The organism is Escherichia sp. MAL-1 (genome assembly GCF_052948035.1).
In genome coordinates, this window is sequence record NZ_CM129609.1 from 1,339,294 (window position 1) to 1,355,614 (window position 16,321).

Below are 16,321 nucleotides of genomic sequence, written 5' to 3' on the forward strand. Positions count from 1 at the left end.
GCATCAGGCATTTGCGCCCCGAACGTTGAATGAATTGTGGTTCTTATGTCCGAAACAAAAAACGAACTTGAAGACCTGCTGGAAAAAGCAGCAACTGAACCGGCGCACCGCCCGGCCTTTTTCCGTACTCTACTGGAATCCACCGTCTGGGTGCCTGGTACGGCGGCGCAGGGCGAGGCTGTGGTTGAAGATAGCGCGCTTGATTTACAGCACTGGGAAAAAGAAGACGGCACCAGCGTCATTCCTTTTTTCACCTCGTTAGAAGCACTTCAACAGGCGGTTGAAGACGAACAGGCATTTGTCGTAATGCCCGTTCGCACGCTGTTTGAGATGACACTTGGCGAAACGCTCTTCCTTAATGCCAAACTGCCAACCGGTAAAGAATTTATGCCGCGTGAAATCAGTTTGTTGATTGGTGAAGAGGGAAATCCGCTGAGCAGCCAGGAAATCCTGGAAGGCGGTGAATCGCTGATATTATCGGAAGTCGCAGAGCCGCCAGCACAAATGATTGATTCACTCACCACCTTATTTAAAACCATTAAGCCGGTGAAGCGTGCTTTTATTTGTTCAATTAAAGAGAACGAAGAGGCACAGCCTAATTTACTTATTGGCATTGAAGCCGATGGTGATATCGAAGAAATTATTCAGGCGACGGGAAGTGTAGCGACCGATACATTACCTGGCGATGAACCAATCGATATTTGTCAGGTGAAAAAAGGGGAAAAAGGAATTAGCCACTTTATTACCGAACATATTGCGCCATTCTATGAACGTCGCTGGGGTGGTTTTTTGCGTGACTTTAAACAGAATCGGATAATCTAAAATATGCCGCCCAAAGGGCGGCATTCGGGCTTACTTGCTGCTCTGAAGGTTGTTAACCACCAGTAAATTGTCGCCGGAGAGACTCCGGTTATTATTTACCTCGGTTAACAGCGCACCAGAAACAATAAGTACGATACAAAAGCACCGTATCTTCATTGTGCGGTCCATGCGAAGACCGCATCACGACAGCACCACTGGCGATATTGCCGCGATAGCAAGCGCTGTGAAACATCTGCATTTACGGCCACGGAACATCCTTTCCTAAAGCCAGCGCCCGTTTGCGAGACGGCGGAAAGGGCCGCAGTGGATAATACACTAACAGAACAATAATAACTCTCTTTTGCTTGACAAAAAGAGAGTTACTGGCGAGTATTGTCTCCGCTGAGACGCGCTTGCATTACTACGGTAATACAACCTGCTGGAAAGGCCGCGAACCGGACCAGCAACAAAAAACCGCCTGATTTTGGCGGTTTTTTGTTTTTTAAAGGAAAGTGAATTTACATGTTTAAGTAATATCTTTTACCGGTTAGAATTTTTAATTTTGAGCAGGATTTGTTTATATTTGTCTGAATTCGGACTAATAAGCCAGGTTATTTTATTACCGAACACGGCGGAAAGGGCCGGTGTCGATAATACGCTAAATAAACAATAATTACTCTCTTTTGCTTGACAAAAAGAGAGTTACTGGTGAGTATTGTTTTGCTGTGAAGCACCTGCGTTGCTCATGTAACACAAGTCAACCTGCTGGAAAGGCCGCGAACCAGACTAGCAATAAAAAACCGCCAAATTCGGCGGTTTTTTATTGCCTGTAAAATACTTATTTCACTGGCTCAACCGGTAAATCTGCCCGCGCGCCCCATTCACTCCATGCGCCGTCGTACAGTTTCACGTTTGGCACATCCAGCGTCGCGAGTGCTAACAAAACCACGGCTGCCGTTACACCAGAGCCGCAGCTGACGATAATTGGTTTGTCGTAGCTGACGCCGCGACCAAAAAATATCGCATCCAGTTCATCGGTCGTTTTTAGTTCGCCTTCGCGCACCAGTTCCGTCCACGGAACATTCAGTGCTCCGGGAATATGTCCGCGACGTAAACCTGGGCGAGGTTCATCAACTTCTGCGTTAAAACGTGCAGCCGGGCGGGCATCAATAATTTGCGCCGTATTTTCATGGCTTGCCAATAATACATCGGTTACTTTCACCACGGCTTCAGGATTAAACGCGGCGTTAAACTCTCCTTCCGGCAGCTCTACTGCACCTTCTTCTAACAGCAGATCATCGCGCTGCCAGCCTGCAAGTCCACCCCCCAGAATCGACACTTTCTCTACACCAAAGGTGCGCAGCATCCACCATGCTCGTGGGGCTGAGAAAAGATTACCTTCGTCATAGACAATCAGGTGCTTATCCTGGTTAACGCCTAATTCACGCATCGCCACGGCGAACGTTTCCGGGCGCGGCAGCATGTGCGGAAGCGGGGAAGTGTGATCAGAAAGCGCTTCGATATCAAAAAACACTGCGCCGGGAATATGTCCATTCAGATACTCCTGAGCAACGTTACGATCCTCCTGTCCAGGCGACGCCATGCGGGCATCGATAATCTGAATTTCCGGGTCATCAATATGTTCGGCGAGCCAGTCGGCTCCTACAAACCATGTCGTGGACATAGGCATCTCCATTTTTGCCGGGGTTAGGCTAAATTGTCGGATGTTTAGTGAAAAGCGACAAGCAAAAGAGGCTGATTTGGCTGTCTGAGCCACAATTCTCACTAAAATTCGGATTGTATGGGCGTGATACTGAATTACATAACGTAAATTCTCACGCATAATAATTATTCGACGTTGCTAACGGGCCATTGTGGCAGGGATGAAAAATGAAAAAGTTACGCGTAGCCGCCTGCATGCTAATGCTGGCGCTGGCAGGGTGCGACAACAACGATAACGCGCCAACAGCGGTGAAAAAAGATGCGCCTTCTGAAGTTACTAAAGCGGCCTCTTCAGAAAACGCGAGTTCAGCAAAACTCTCCGTGCCGGAGAGACAAAAACTGGCCCAACAGAGTGCCGGTAAGGTGCTGACATTGCTGGATCTCTCTGAAGTCCAACTTGATGGTGCAGCCACGCTGGTGCTGACGTTCTCCATCCCTCTCGACCCGGATCAGGATTTCTCACGCGTTATTCATGTCGTCGATAAAAAAAGCGGCAAAGTGGATGGTGCCTGGGAGCTGTCAGATAATCTTAAAGAGTTACGTTTACGCCACCTCGAACCGAAACGTGATTTGATCGTTACTATTGGCAAGGAGGTCAAAGCACTCAACAACGCAACCTTCAGTAAAGATTACGAAAAAACTATAACTACCCGCGACATCCAACCCAGCGTCGGTTTTGCCAGCCGTGGTTCGCTGCTGCCTGGCAAAGTCGTTGAAGGGCTGCCGGTAATGGCGCTCAACGTTAATAATGTCGATGTTAACTTCTTCCGCGTTAAGCCAGAATCTCTGCCAGCATTCATTAGCCAATGGGAATACCGCAATTCGCTGGCGAACTGGCAGTCAGACAAACTGCTGCAGATGGCGGATCTGGTCTACACCGGACGGTTTGATCTCAATCCTGCGCGTAACACCCGTGAAAAATTATTGCTGCCGCTGGGCGATATCAAACCGCTTCAGCAGGCGGGCGTGTATCTGGCTGTGATGAATCAGGCTGGACGTTACGATTACAGTAATCCCGCGACGCTGTTTACGTTAAGTGATATCGGCGTTTCAGCTCACCGTTATCACAATCGTCTGGATATCTTTACCCAAAGTCTGGAAAACGGCGCGGCCCAGCAAGGAATTGAAGTCTCTTTATTAAATGAGAAAGGGCAGACTCTGACTCAGGCAACCAGTGACGCTCAGGGGCATGTGCAGCTGGAAAATGATAAAAACGCGGCATTACTGTTGGCGCGTAAAGACGGTCAGACAACGCTACTCGATTTAAAACTTCCGGCGCTGGACTTAGCAGAATTTAACATTGCTGGCGCGCCAGGCTATAGCAAACAGTTTTTCATGTTTGGCCCACGCGATCTTTATCGCCCAGGTGAAACGGTAATCCTCAATGGTTTGCTGCGTGATGCAGACGGTAAAGCGTTGCCCAATCAACCCATCAAGTTAGACGTGATTAAACCCGATGGGCAGGTACTCAGGAGCGTCGTTAGTCAGCCGGAGAATGGCCTCTACCACTTTACCTGGCCACTCGATAGCAATGCGGCAACCGGTATGTGGCATATTCGCGCTAACACGGGCGATAACCAGTATCGGATGTGGGATTTCCACGTCGAAGATTTTATGCCAGAGCGCATGGCGCTGAATCTGACCGGTGAGAAAACCCCGCTAACGCCGAAAGATGAAGTGAAATTCTCCGTGGTGGGGTACTACCTGTATGGTGCACCTGCTAATGGTAATACTTTGCAAGGGCAACTTTTCCTGCGCCCACTGCGTGAAGCTGTGTCAGCCTTACCTGGTTTTGAATTCGGCGATATAGCTGCCGAAAATCTTTCCCGCACGCTGGATGAAGTTCAGTTGACGCTGGATGATAAAGGGCGCGGCGAAGTTTCTACAGAAAGCCAGTGGAAGGAAACGCATTCCCCATTACAGGTTATTTTCCAGGGTAGTTTGCTGGAATCGGGCGGTCGCCCGGTGACGCGCCGCGCTGAGCAGGCTATCTGGCCTGCCGATGCATTGCCGGGGATCCGTCCGCAGTTCGCCTCGAAATCGGTTTACGATTATCGTACTGACAGCACGGTGAAACAGCCCATTGTTGATGAAGGCAGTAACGCCGCTTTTGACATCGTTTATAGCGATGCGCAAGGCGTGAAAAAAGCCGTGTCGGGCTTGCAGGTGCGCCTGATTCGCGAACGCCGCGATTACTACTGGAACTGGTCAGAAGATGAAGGCTGGCAGTCACAGTTTGATCAAAAAGATCTGATCGAAAATGAACAAACTCTGGATCTGAAAGCGGACGAAACCGGCAAGGTCAGTTTTCCGGTAGAGTGGGGCGCTTATCGTCTGGAAGTCAAAGCGCCGAATGAAGCGGTCAGTAGTGTTCGTTTCTGGGCTGGCTATAGCTGGCAGGACAACAGCGACGGTAGCGGCGCAGTGCGACCCGACCGTGTCACGCTGAAACTGGATAAAGCCAGTTATCGCCCTGGCGACACCATTAAGTTGCATATCGCCGCGCCAACGGCGGGTAAAGGTTATGCGATGGTCGAGTCCAGTGAAGGGCCGCTGTGGTGGCAAGAGATTGATGTTCGGGCTCAAGGGCTGGATCTGACGATTCCGGTCGATAAAACCTGGAATCGTCATGATCTGTATTTAAGTACGCTGGTGGTACGTCCTGGCGATAAATCTCGCTCCGCGACGCCAAAACGCGCGGTTGGTGTGTTGCATCTGCCGCTTGGCGATGAAAACCGTCGCCTCGATCTGGCGCTGGAAACACCAGCAAAAATGCGTCCCAATCAACCATTAACCGTGAAAATTAAAGCCAGCACTAAAAATGGCGAGAAGCCTAAACAGGTGAATGTGCTGGTGTCTGCCGTTGATAGTGGTGTGCTGAATATTACTGACTACGTCACGCCAGATCCGTGGCAGGCGTTCTTTGGTCAGAAACGCTATGGCGCAGACATTTACGATATTTACGGTCAGGTTATTGAAGGTCAGGGGCGTCTGGCAGCTCTGCGTTTCGGTGGCGATGGTGATGAGCTGAAACGTGGTGGTAAACCGCCGGTCAATCACGTCAATATTGTCGTGCAGCAGGCGCTGCCGGTAACGCTCAACGAACAGGGCGAAGGCTCGGTTACACTGCCGATTGGCGATTTTAACGGTGAATTGCGCGTCATGGCGCAAGCCTGGACGGCAGATGACTTCGGTAGCAACGAAAGTAAAGTGATAGTTGCCGCACCGGTGATTGCTGAACTGAACATGCCGCGCTTTATGGCGAGTGGCGATACCTCGCGTCTGACGCTGGATATCACTAATCTTACCGATAAACCGCAAAAACTGAACGTTGCCCTGACCGCCAGTGGTTTGCTTGAACTGGTCAGCGATTCACCCGCAGCCGTTGAATTAGCGCCAGGTGTGCGTACTACGCTGTTTATCCCGGTGCGAGCATTGCCGGGTTATGGCGATGGAGAAATTCAGGCCACCATTAGCGGGTTAGCGTTACCGGGTGAAACCGTTGCCGATCAGCATAAGCAGTGGAAAATCGGCGTCCGTCCGGCGTTCCCGGCACAAACGGTTAATTACGGTACGGCGTTACAGCCTGGTGAGACATGGGCGATTCCGGCGGATGGATTGCAAAACTTCTCGCCTGTTACGCTGGAAGGGCAATTGTTGTTGAGCGGCAAACCACCGCTGAACATCGCACGTTATATCAAAGAGTTAAAAGCGTATCCGTACGGCTGTCTTGAGCAAACCGCCAGCGGCCTGTTTCCGTCACTTTATACCAACGCAGCCCAACTGCAGGCGTTGGGCATCAAAGGCGACAGTGATGAGAAACGCCGTGCATCGGTCGATATCGGCATTTCCCGTTTGCTGCAAATGCAACGTGATAACGGCGGCTTTGCGCTGTGGGATAAAAACGGTGACGAAGAGTACTGGCTGACGGCTTACGTGATGGATTTCCTGGTCCGCGCAGGCGAACAGGGTTACAGCGTGCCGACAGACGCCATTAACCGGGGTAATGAGCGTCTGCTGCGCTATTTACAAGATCCGGGCATGATGTCGATCCCGTACGCGGATAATCTCAAAGCCAGTAAATTCGCCGTACAGTCTTACGCTGCGCTGGTGTTGGCCCGTCAGCAAAAGGCTCCGCTGGGTGCGCTGCGTGAAATCTGGGAGCATCGTGCAGATGCCGCTTCTGGTTTACCGCTGCTGCAACTTGGCGTTGCGCTGAAAACCATGGGTGATGCGACGCGTGGTGAAGAAGCGATTGCGCTGGCGCTGAAAACGCCGCGTAATAGTGATGAGCGGATATGGCTGGGTGATTACGGTAGTTCACTGCGCGACAACGCGTTAATGCTCTCCTTGCTGGAAGAAAATAAACTGCTACCCGATGAGCAGTACACTTTGCTGAACACACTTTCGCAGCAGGCGTTTGGTGAACGCTGGCTATCGACGCAGGAAAGTAACGCGTTGTTCCTTGCTGCCCGTACGATTCAGGATTTACCCGGTAAATGGCAGGCGCAAACCTCTTTCTCAGCTGAGCAGCTGACAGGCGAGAAAGCGCAAAACAGCAATCTGAATAGCGATCAACTTGTCACCTTGCAGGTGAGCAACAGTGGCGATCAGCCGTTATGGTTGCGTATGGATGCCAGCGGTTATCCGCAATCCGCACCTTTACCGGCGAACAATGTGCTGCAAATCGAGCGTCATATTCTTGGTACTGATGGTAAGAGCAAATCGCTGGACTCGTTACGTAGCGGCGATCTGGTGCTGGTGTGGTTGCAGGTAAAAGCCAGTAACAGCGTGCCGGATGCGTTAGTCGTGGATCTGCTGCCTGCGGGTCTGGAACTGGAAAACCAGAATCTGGCGAACGGTAGCGCCAGCCTGGAGCAAAGTGGTGGCGAAGTGCAGAACTTACTGAACCAGATGCAGCAGGCGAGCATTAAGCACATTGAGTTCCGTGACGATCGCTTTGTGGCGGCGGTTGCCGTTGATGAATACCAACCGGTAACGCTGGTGTATCTGGCGCGGGCGGTGACGCCGGGAACGTATCAGGTACCGCAACCGATGGTGGAATCAATGTATGTTCCCCAATGGCGGGCGACCGGCGCGGCTGAAGATCTGCTGATTGTCAGACCGTAAATGCCTCGCTTGTTAACCAAACGCGGCTGCTGGATAACGTTGGCAGCCGCGCCCTTTCTCCTTTTTCTTGCAGCGTGGGGAGCAGATAAACTCTGGCCTCTACCGCTGCATGAAGTCAATCCCGCACGAGTGGTCGTGGCGCAGGATGGTACGCCGCTCTGGCGCTTCGCCGATGCTGACGGCATCTGGCGTTATCCGGTAACAATCGAAGATGTTTCTCCACGTTACCTTGAAGCGCTGATCAATTATGAAGATCGCTGGTTCTGGAAGCATCCGGGGGTGAATCCATTCTCGGTGGCGCGCGCAGCATGGCAAGATCTCACTTCGGGACGGGTTATTTCCGGTGGCAGCACGCTCACTATGCAGGTTGCTCGTCTGCTTGATCCTCACCCCAAAACATTTGGCGGCAAAATTCGCCAGCTCTGGCGCGCGTTGCAACTGGAATGGCATCTGTCTAAGCGTGAAATTCTGACCTTGTATCTTAACCGCGCTCCGTTTGGCGGTACGTTGCAGGGGATCGGTGCGGCAAGTTGGGCTTATCTCGGAAAATCGCCTGCGAATTTAAGCTATTCCGAGGCGGCAATGCTGGCGGTTTTGCCGCAAGCGCCCAGCCGTCTTCGCCCGGATCGTTGGCCGGAGCGTGCCGAAGCCGCGCGTAATAAAGTGCTCGAACGGATGGCCGTGCAAGGTGTGTGGTCCCGTGAGCAGGTAAAAGAGTCAAGGGAAGAACCCATCTGGCTGGCCCCCCGACAAATGCCGCAACTGGCACCGCTGTTTTCGCGCATGATGCTCGGTAAAAGCAAAAGCGACAAAATCACTACTACGTTGGATGCCGGTCTTCAACGACGTCTGGAAGAACTGGCGCAAAACTGGAAAGGGCGGTTGCCACCGCGCAGCTCACTGGCGATGATCGTGGTTGATCATACCGATATGCGTGTTCGCGGCTGGGTGGGATCGGTTGATCTCAACGATGATTCACGCTTTGGTCATGTTGATATGGTCAATTCGATCCGATCGCCAGGATCAGTGCTCAAACCGTTTGTTTATGGTCTGGCGCTGGATGAAGGCTTGATCCACCCGGCATCACTGCTGCAAGACGTCCCCCGGCGCACCGGTGATTATCGACCAGGTAACTTTGATAGCGGTTTTCATGGCCCGATCAGCATGAGCGAGGCGCTGGTGCGCTCGCTGAACTTACCTGCTGTGCAGGTGCTGGAAGCCTATGGACCGAAACGGTTTGCGGCAAAGTTACGCAATGTTGGATTGCCGTTATATTTGCCCAACGGTGCTGCGCCGAATCTTTCACTCATTCTCGGCGGCGCTGGTGCAAAACTGGAAGATATGGCGGCAGCGTATACCGCGTTTGCTCGCCACGGCAAGGCAGGCAAATTGCGCTTACAGCCTGACGATCCGCTGCTTGAACGGCCTTTAATGTCGTCGGGGGCGGCGTGGATCATTCGCCGGATTATGGCTGATGAAGCGCAACCCTTGCCGGATAGTGCCTTGCCGCGCGTCGCCCCACTGGCATGGAAAACGGGCACCAGCTATGGCTATCGTGACGCCTGGGCGATTGGGGTTAACGCTCGCTATGTCATTGGGATCTGGACTGGCAGACCGGACGGCACGCCCGTTGTTGGTCAGTTTGGCTTTGCCAGTGCCGTACCATTGTTGAATCAGGTCAATAATATCTTACTGTCGCGCAGTGCGAATCTGCCGGAAGACCCGCGCCCGAACTCAGTCACTCGTGGCGTTATCTGCTGGCCGGGCGGACAGTCTTTGCCGGAAGGTGACGGTAACTGTCGCCGCCGCCTGGCAACCTGGCTGCTGGACGGGAGTCAGCCGCCAACTCTATTACTGCCGGAGCAGGAAGGCATTAATGGCATTCGTTTCCCCATCTGGCTGGATGAAAATGGCAAACGTGTTGCCGCTGATTGCCCGCAAGCGCGACAAGAAATGATAAATGTCTGGCCGCTACCGCTGGAACCCTGGCTGCCCGCATCAGAACGTCGCGCTGTGCGCTTACCACCGGCCTCGACAATTTGCCCGCCATACGGTCACGATGCCCAGCTCCCGCTGCAGCTGACAGGCGTTCGCGATGGCGCGATTATTAAACGTTTACCGGGCGCAGCGGAAGCGACTTTGCCGTTGCAATCAAGTGGAGGGGCAGGTGAACGCTGGTGGTTTCTGAATGGCGAACCGTTAACTGAACGCGGGCGCAACGTGACCCTGCATTTGACGGATAAAGGTGATTATCAATTGCTGGTGATGGATGACGTAGGGCAAATCGCGTCAGTGAAATTTGTCATGCAATAGTCTGTTTTGTCCCTGATTGTTGCTTAAACTAGGTTTATTTTAAAAAAATGTTACCTTCATCAATAGTCAACGGCTCTGTTGCTCATTATAATCCGCGCCATCTCGTACGCTGGTACAGACAACAACAGAACAATTTACAGAGGTAAAAATGGCTATTGAACGTACTTTTTCCATTATCAAACCGAACGCGGTAGCAAAAAACGTCATTGGTAATATCTTTGCGCGCTTTGAAGCTGCAGGGTTCAAAATTGTCGGCACCAAAATGCTGCACCTGACCGTTGAACAGGCTCGTGGCTTTTATGCTGAACACGATGGAAAACCGTTCTTTGATGGTCTGGTTGAATTCATGACCTCTGGCCCGATCGTGGTTTCCGTGCTGGAAGGTGAAAACGCCGTTCAGCGTCACCGCGATCTGCTGGGCGCGACCAATCCGGCAAACGCACTGGCCGGTACTCTGCGCGCTGATTACGCTGACAGCCTGACCGAAAATGGTACCCACGGTTCTGACTCCGTCGAATCTGCCGCTCGCGAAATCGCTTATTTCTTCGGCGAAGGCGAAGTGTGCCCGCGCACCCGTTAATAATTTCGTAAATGCCGCGTGCAAACGTGGCATCCGTGCGCCAGAATTTGTACAATGCAGCGCCCCCGGACGAGCAGCCGCTCACCGGGGCGTTTCTTTTTTCAACCCTCCAGGGGCCATAACGTGTAATAACGAGGCCGGAATAGCATATGTCTGAACAATTAGTCACACCTGAAAACGTCACTACCAAAGATGGAAAAATCAACCTGCTGGATCTCAATCGTCAGCAGATGCGGGAGTTTTTTAAAGATTTAGGTGAAAAACCCTTCCGCGCCGATCAGGTGATGAAGTGGATGTATCACTATTGCTGCGACAACTTTGATGAGATGACCGACATCAACAAAGTGTTGCGCGGCAAACTGAAAGAGGTGGCGGAAATCCGCGCACCGGAAGTGGTTGAAGAACAGCGTTCATCCGACGGCACCATTAAATGGGCGATCGCCGTTGGCGATCAGCGCGTCGAAACGGTGTATATCCCGGAAGACGACCGTGCCACGCTCTGCGTCTCTTCGCAGGTGGGGTGTGCGCTGGAGTGTAAATTCTGTTCCACCGCCCAGCAGGGCTTTAACCGCAACCTGCGGGTATCGGAAATTATTGGCCAGGTGTGGCGTGCGGCGAAAATCGTCGGCGCAGCAAAAGTCACCGGTCAGCGCCCAATCACTAACGTAGTGATGATGGGCATGGGCGAGCCGCTGCTCAACCTGAACAACGTCGTTCCGGCGATGGAAATCATGCTTGATGATTTCGGTTTTGGCCTGTCTAAACGTCGCGTCACGCTTTCTACTTCCGGTGTAGTTCCGGCGCTGGATAAACTGGGCGATATGATCGACGTTGCACTGGCAATTTCCCTGCACGCGCCGAACGACGAAATTCGTGACGAAATTGTGCCGATCAACAAAAAGTACAATATCGAAACGTTCCTTGCTGCGGTGCGCCGTTATCTGGAGAAATCCAACGCCAATCAAGGCCGAGTCACTATTGAATACGTGATGCTTGACCACGTTAACGACGGCACTGAACACGCTCACCAACTGGCGGAACTGCTGAAAGATACGCCGTGTAAGATCAACCTGATCCCGTGGAACCCGTTCCCGGGTGCGCCGTATGGACGCAGCTCGAACAGCCGTATCGACCGTTTCTCAAAAGTGCTGATGAGCTACGGTTTCACCACTATTGTGCGTAAAACGCGTGGTGATGATATCGATGCTGCCTGTGGTCAGTTGGCGGGCGATGTTATCGACCGTACGAAACGTACCCTGCGTAAACGGATGCAGGGTGAAGCCATCGACATTAAAGCGGTCTGATAGCCATTACGCCACGGTTACTTTATGTACCGTGGCGTAATGTTTTATGAATGAAGTATTAAGTTGCAATTGTCTGGTCAATATTAACGGTGCGTTTTTGCTGACTTTAAGGCAGTATGTAACGATGCAACAGTAAGTTAGCCTTAGTGAATGTGGGCTTTGTCACGAGCACACAGACGGTCTTATACTGTATGATAACGGTTAACTTAACGGATGTTTCGCGGTGTGGGTGAGCATGATGGTTCACCGGCATCTCAATTCTCATTTAAACGTACCTGCAGCGAATGAATACTGAAGCCACGCACGACCAAAATGAAGCACTTACTACCGGCGCTCGCCTGCGTAATGCTCGCGAACAACTAGGACTTAGTCAGCAGGCCGTTGCCGAGCGACTTTGCCTGAAGGTTTCCACGGTACGCGACATTGAAGAAGATAAGGCACCCGCCGATCTTGCTTCAACATTCCTGCGCGGATATATCCGCTCTTATGCGCGTCTGGTACATATTCCAGAAGAAGAACTGCTGCCAGGGCTGGAAAAGCAGGCTCCACTACGGGCTGCAAAAGTTGCGCCAATGCAGAGTTTTTCCCTCGGTAAACGCCGCAAAAAACGTGATGGCTGGCTGATGACCTTCACCTGGCTGGTGTTGTTTGTGGTTATCGGCCTGAGCGGTGCCTGGTGGTGGCAAGACCACAAAGCTCAGCAGGAAGAGATCACCACTATGGCCGATCAATCTTCGGCGGAACTGAGCAGTAATAGCGAGCAGGGGCAGAGTGTTCCGTTAAATACGTCGACAACTACAGACCCGGCTACAACGTCCACGCCGCCAGCGTCTGTGGATACTACCGCAACCAACACGCAAACACCTGCCGTAACTGCGCCAGCACCAGCTGTTGATCCGCAACAGAATGCGGTTGTTTCGCCTTCGCAGGCAAATGTTGATACCGCCGCGACCCCGGCACCAACGGCAGCAACAACGCCAGATGGTGCTGCGCCGTTGCCAACCGATCAGGCTGGCGTGACCACGCCGGTGGCTGATCCGAATGCGCTGGTGATGAACTTTACTGCCGATTGCTGGCTGGAGGTCACTGATGCTACCGGTAAAAAATTGTTTAGCGGTATGCAGCGTAAAGACGGTAATTTGAACTTAACCGGCCAGGCACCGTACAAACTGAAAATTGGTGCGCCAGCCGCAGTACAGATCCAGTATCAAGGGAAACCTGTCGATCTGAGTCGTTTTATCAGAACTAACCAGGTTGCGCGTCTGACCCTCAATGCCGAACAATCACCGGCGCAGTAACAGACGGGTAACGCGGGAGATTTTTCATGCATAACCAGGCTCCAATTCAACGTAGAAAATCAACACGTATTTACGTTGGGAATGTGCCGATTGGCGATGGTGCTCCCATCGCCGTACAGTCCATGACCAATACGCGTACGACAGATGTCGAAGCAACGGTCAATCAAATCAAGGCGCTGGAACGCGTTGGCGCTGATATCGTCCGTGTCTCCGTACCGACGATGGACGCGGCAGAAGCGTTCAAACTCATCAAACAGCGGGTTAACGTGCCGCTGGTGGCTGACATCCACTTCGACTATCGCATTGCGCTGAAAGTAGCGGAATACGGCGTCGATTGTCTGCGTATTAACCCTGGCAATATCGGTAATGAAGAGCGTATTCGCATGGTAGTTGACTGTGCGCGCGATAAAAACATTCCGATCCGCATTGGCGTTAATGCCGGATCGCTGGAAAAAGATCTGCAAGAAAAGTATGGCGAACCGACGCCGCAGGCGTTGCTGGAATCCGCCATGCGCCATGTTGATCATCTCGATCGCCTGAACTTCGATCAGTTCAAAGTCAGCGTGAAAGCGTCTGACGTCTTCCTCGCTGTTGAGTCTTATCGTTTGCTGGCAAAACAAATCGATCAGCCGCTGCATCTGGGGATCACCGAAGCGGGTGGCGCGCGCAGCGGGGCAGTAAAATCCGCCATTGGTTTAGGTCTGCTGCTGTCTGAAGGCATCGGCGACACGCTGCGCGTATCACTGGCGGCCGATCCGGTCGAAGAGATCAAAGTCGGTTTCGATATTTTGAAATCGCTGCGTATCCGTTCGCGAGGGATCAACTTCATCGCCTGCCCGACCTGTTCGCGTCAGGAATTTGATGTTATCGGTACGGTTAACGCGCTGGAGCAACGCCTGGAAGATATCATCACTCCGATGGACGTTTCGATTATCGGCTGCGTGGTGAATGGCCCAGGTGAGGCGCTGGTTTCTACACTCGGCGTCACCGGCGGCAACAAGAAAAGCGGCCTCTATGAAGATGGCGTGCGCAAAGACCGTCTGGACAACAACGATATGATCGACCAGCTGGAAGCACGCATTCGTGCGAAAGCCAGTCAGCTGGACGAAGCGCGTCGAATTGACGTTCAGCAGGTTGAAAAATAATAACGTGATGGGAAGCGCCTCGCTTCCCGTGTATGATTGAACCCGCATAGCTCCCGAAACATTGAGGGAAGCGTTGAGGGTTCATTTTTATATTCAGAAAGAGAATAAACGTGGCAAAAAACATTCAAGCCATTCGCGGCATGAACGATTACCTGCCTGGCGAAACGGCCATCTGGCAGCGCATTGAAGGCACACTGAAAAACGTGCTCGGCAGCTACGGTTACAGTGAAATCCGCTTGCCGATTGTAGAGCAGACCCCGCTATTCAAACGTGCGATTGGTGAAGTCACCGACGTGGTTGAAAAAGAGATGTACACCTTTGAGGATCGCAATGGCGACAGCCTGACTCTGCGCCCTGAAGGGACGGCGGGCTGTGTACGCGCCGGCATCGAGCATGGTCTTCTGTACAATCAGGAACAGCGTCTGTGGTATATCGGGCCGATGTTCCGTCACGAGCGTCCGCAGAAAGGGCGTTATCGTCAGTTCCATCAGTTGGGCTGCGAAGTTTTCGGTCTGCAAGGTCCGGATATCGACGCTGAACTGATTATGCTCACTGCCCGCTGGTGGCGCGCGCTGGGTATTTCCGAGCACGTAACTCTTGAGCTGAACTCTATCGGTTCGCTGGAAGCACGCGCCAATTACCGCGATGCGCTGGTGGCATTCCTTGAGCAGCATAAAGAAAAGCTGGACGAAGACTGCAAACGCCGCATGTACACTAACCCGCTGCGCGTGCTGGATTCAAAAAATCCAGAAGTGCAGGCGCTTCTCAACGACGCTCCGGCATTAGGCGATTATCTGGACGAGGAATCTCGTGAGCATTTTGCCGGTCTGTGCAAACTGCTTGAGAGCGCGGGGATCGCTTACACCGTAAACCAGCGTCTGGTGCGTGGTCTGGATTACTATAACCGTACCGTTTTCGAGTGGGTGACTAACAGTCTCGGCTCCCAGGGCACCGTGTGTGCAGGCGGTCGTTATGACGGTCTTGTGGAACAACTGGGCGGTCGTGCAACGCCGGCTGTCGGTTTTGCGATGGGCCTCGAACGTCTTGTATTGTTAGTACAGGCCGTTAATCCGGAATTTAAAGCCGATCCTGTTGTCGATATATACCTGGTGGCTTCAGGTGCTGATACACAATCTGCGGCTATGGCATTAGCTGAGCGTCTGCGTGATGAATTACCGGGCGTGAAATTGATGACCAACCACGGCGGCGGCAACTTTAAGAAACAGTTTGCCCGTGCTGATAAATGGGGTGCCCGCGTTGCTGTGGTGCTGGGTGAGTCTGAAGTGGCTAACGGCACAGCAGTAGTGAAGGATTTGCGCTCTGGTGAGCAAACGGCAGTTGCGCAGGATAGCGTAGCCGCGCATTTGCGCACGTTACTGGGTTAAGGAAGGAGAAGGACAGCGTGGAAATTTACGAGAACGAAAACGACCAGGTAGAAGCGGTTAAACGCTTTTTTGCTGAAAATGGCAAAGCACTGGCTGTTGGGGTGATTTTGGGCGTTGGCGCACTGATTGGCTGGCGCTACTGGAACAGCCATCAGGTTGATTCTGCACGCTCCGCTTCTCTTGCCTATCAAAATGCGGTTACCGCAGTGAGCGAAGGCAAACCGGATAGCATCCCGGCGGCGGAAAAATTTGCTGCTGAAAATAAAAATACTTATGGTGCGCTGGCTTCTTTGGAACTTGCGCAGCAATTTGTTGACAAAAATGAACTAGAGAAAGCTGCCGCCCAGTTACAACAGGGGCTGGCAGACACGAGCGATGAAAATCTCAAAGCCGTGATAAATCTGCGTCTTGCTCGCGTTCAGGTACAGCTCAAGCAGGCTGATGCCGCGCTGAAAACCCTTGATACCATCAAAGGTGAAGGGTGGGCTGCCATTGTTGCCGACCTGCGTGGTGAAGCATTGCTGAGCAAAGGTGATAAGCAAGGTGCGCGTAGTGCATGGGAAGCAGGCGTGAAAAGCGATGTTACTCCGGCACTGAGCGAAATGATGCAGATGAAAATTAATAATTTGTCCATCTGAGAGGG

At 52.4% G+C, this 16,321-nt stretch carries 11 protein-coding genes; 9 read left to right on the forward strand and 2 right to left on the reverse strand.

Translation table 11 applies throughout. The annotated features are described in order from the left end of the window. The first annotated feature begins 45 nt into the window (after positions 1-45). Entirely contained in the window at positions 46-822 is a 777-nt protein-coding gene (sseB, locus tag ACU8XX_RS06575) for an enhanced serine sensitivity protein SseB (RefSeq protein ID WP_001295479.1), read from the forward strand. A 30-nt stretch (positions 823-852) separates the two neighbouring features. On the opposite strand, the gene timP is transcribed toward sseB, so the two are convergent. Continuing rightward, positions 853-978: a small toxic inner membrane protein TimP gene (gene timP / locus ACU8XX_RS06580; RefSeq protein ID WP_001380605.1), complete on the reverse strand. Its 126-nt coding sequence runs from the start codon at positions 976-978 to the stop codon at positions 853-855. A gap of 661 nt (positions 979-1,639) precedes the next feature. After that, positions 1,640-2,485 carry a 3-mercaptopyruvate sulfurtransferase gene (sseA, locus tag ACU8XX_RS06585; RefSeq protein ID WP_000108626.1) on the reverse strand — a complete coding sequence of 282 codons (846 nt, stop codon included), beginning with the start codon at positions 2,483-2,485 and terminating at the stop codon, positions 1,640-1,642. A gap of 206 nt (positions 2,486-2,691) precedes the next feature. On the opposite strand from sseA, the gene yfhM reads away from it, so the two are divergent. The 8 genes from yfhM (at position 2,692) to yfgM (ending at position 16,316) form a co-directional block, all read left to right on the forward strand. Beyond that, positions 2,692-7,653, forward strand: coding sequence for an alpha2-macroglobulin (yfhM, locus tag ACU8XX_RS06590; protein WP_000736312.1), 4,962 nt, complete (start codon positions 2,692-2,694; stop codon positions 7,651-7,653). Beyond that, the gene (pbpC, locus tag ACU8XX_RS06595; RefSeq protein ID WP_029404054.1) at positions 7,654-9,966 is read left to right on the forward strand and encodes a peptidoglycan glycosyltransferase PbpC; all 2,313 of its coding nucleotides are present in this window, start codon (positions 7,654-7,656) and stop codon (positions 9,964-9,966) included. It begins immediately after the preceding gene. 148 nt (positions 9,967-10,114) lie between these two features. After that, entirely contained in the window at positions 10,115-10,546 is a 432-nt protein-coding gene (gene ndk, locus ACU8XX_RS06600) for a nucleoside-diphosphate kinase (RefSeq protein WP_000963837.1), read from the forward strand. A 149-nt stretch (positions 10,547-10,695) separates the two neighbouring features. Beyond that, on the forward strand, positions 10,696-11,850 hold the full coding sequence (locus tag ACU8XX_RS06605) for a bifunctional tRNA (adenosine(37)-C2)-methyltransferase TrmG/ribosomal RNA large subunit methyltransferase RlmN (protein ID WP_000003317.1): 1,155 nt from the start codon (positions 10,696-10,698) through the stop codon (positions 11,848-11,850). Between the two features lie 284 nt (positions 11,851-12,134). Beyond that, a complete protein-coding gene (gene rodZ / locus ACU8XX_RS06610; protein WP_001090844.1) occupies positions 12,135-13,148 on the forward strand; it encodes a cytoskeleton protein RodZ in 1,014 nt (337 codons plus the stop codon). A 26-nt stretch (positions 13,149-13,174) separates the two neighbouring features. Beyond that, entirely contained in the window at positions 13,175-14,293 is a 1,119-nt protein-coding gene (gene ispG / locus ACU8XX_RS06615) for a flavodoxin-dependent (E)-4-hydroxy-3-methylbut-2-enyl-diphosphate synthase (protein ID WP_000551818.1), read from the forward strand. A gap of 110 nt (positions 14,294-14,403) precedes the next feature. Next, entirely contained in the window at positions 14,404-15,678 is a 1,275-nt protein-coding gene (hisS, locus tag ACU8XX_RS06620) for a histidine--tRNA ligase (RefSeq protein WP_001107167.1), read from the forward strand. 17 nt (positions 15,679-15,695) lie between these two features. Beyond that, positions 15,696-16,316, forward strand: coding sequence for an ancillary SecYEG translocon subunit YfgM (gene yfgM, locus ACU8XX_RS06625; protein WP_000409205.1), 621 nt, complete (start codon positions 15,696-15,698; stop codon positions 16,314-16,316). The last annotated feature ends 5 nt before the right edge of the window (positions 16,317-16,321 follow it).

What these genes read in the sequence shown, in the direction of transcription:
- sseB (WP_001295479.1), top strand. Translation starts at nt 46, where the DNA reads ATGTCCGAAACAAAAAACGAACTTGAAGACCTGCTGGAAAAAGCAGCA.
- timP (WP_001380605.1), bottom strand. Translation starts at nt 978, where the DNA reads ATGAAGATACGGTGCTTTTGTATCGTACTTATTGTTTCTGGTGCGCTG.
- sseA (WP_000108626.1), bottom strand. Translation starts at nt 2,485, where the DNA reads ATGTCCACGACATGGTTTGTAGGAGCCGACTGGCTCGCCGAACATATT.
- yfhM (WP_000736312.1), top strand. Translation starts at nt 2,692, where the DNA reads ATGAAAAAGTTACGCGTAGCCGCCTGCATGCTAATGCTGGCGCTGGCA.
- pbpC (WP_029404054.1), top strand. Translation starts at nt 7,654, where the DNA reads ATGCCTCGCTTGTTAACCAAACGCGGCTGCTGGATAACGTTGGCAGCC.
- ndk (WP_000963837.1), top strand. Translation starts at nt 10,115, where the DNA reads ATGGCTATTGAACGTACTTTTTCCATTATCAAACCGAACGCGGTAGCA.
- ACU8XX_RS06605 (WP_000003317.1), top strand. Translation starts at nt 10,696, where the DNA reads ATGTCTGAACAATTAGTCACACCTGAAAACGTCACTACCAAAGATGGA.
- rodZ (WP_001090844.1), top strand. Translation starts at nt 12,135, where the DNA reads ATGAATACTGAAGCCACGCACGACCAAAATGAAGCACTTACTACCGGC.
- ispG (WP_000551818.1), top strand. Translation starts at nt 13,175, where the DNA reads ATGCATAACCAGGCTCCAATTCAACGTAGAAAATCAACACGTATTTAC.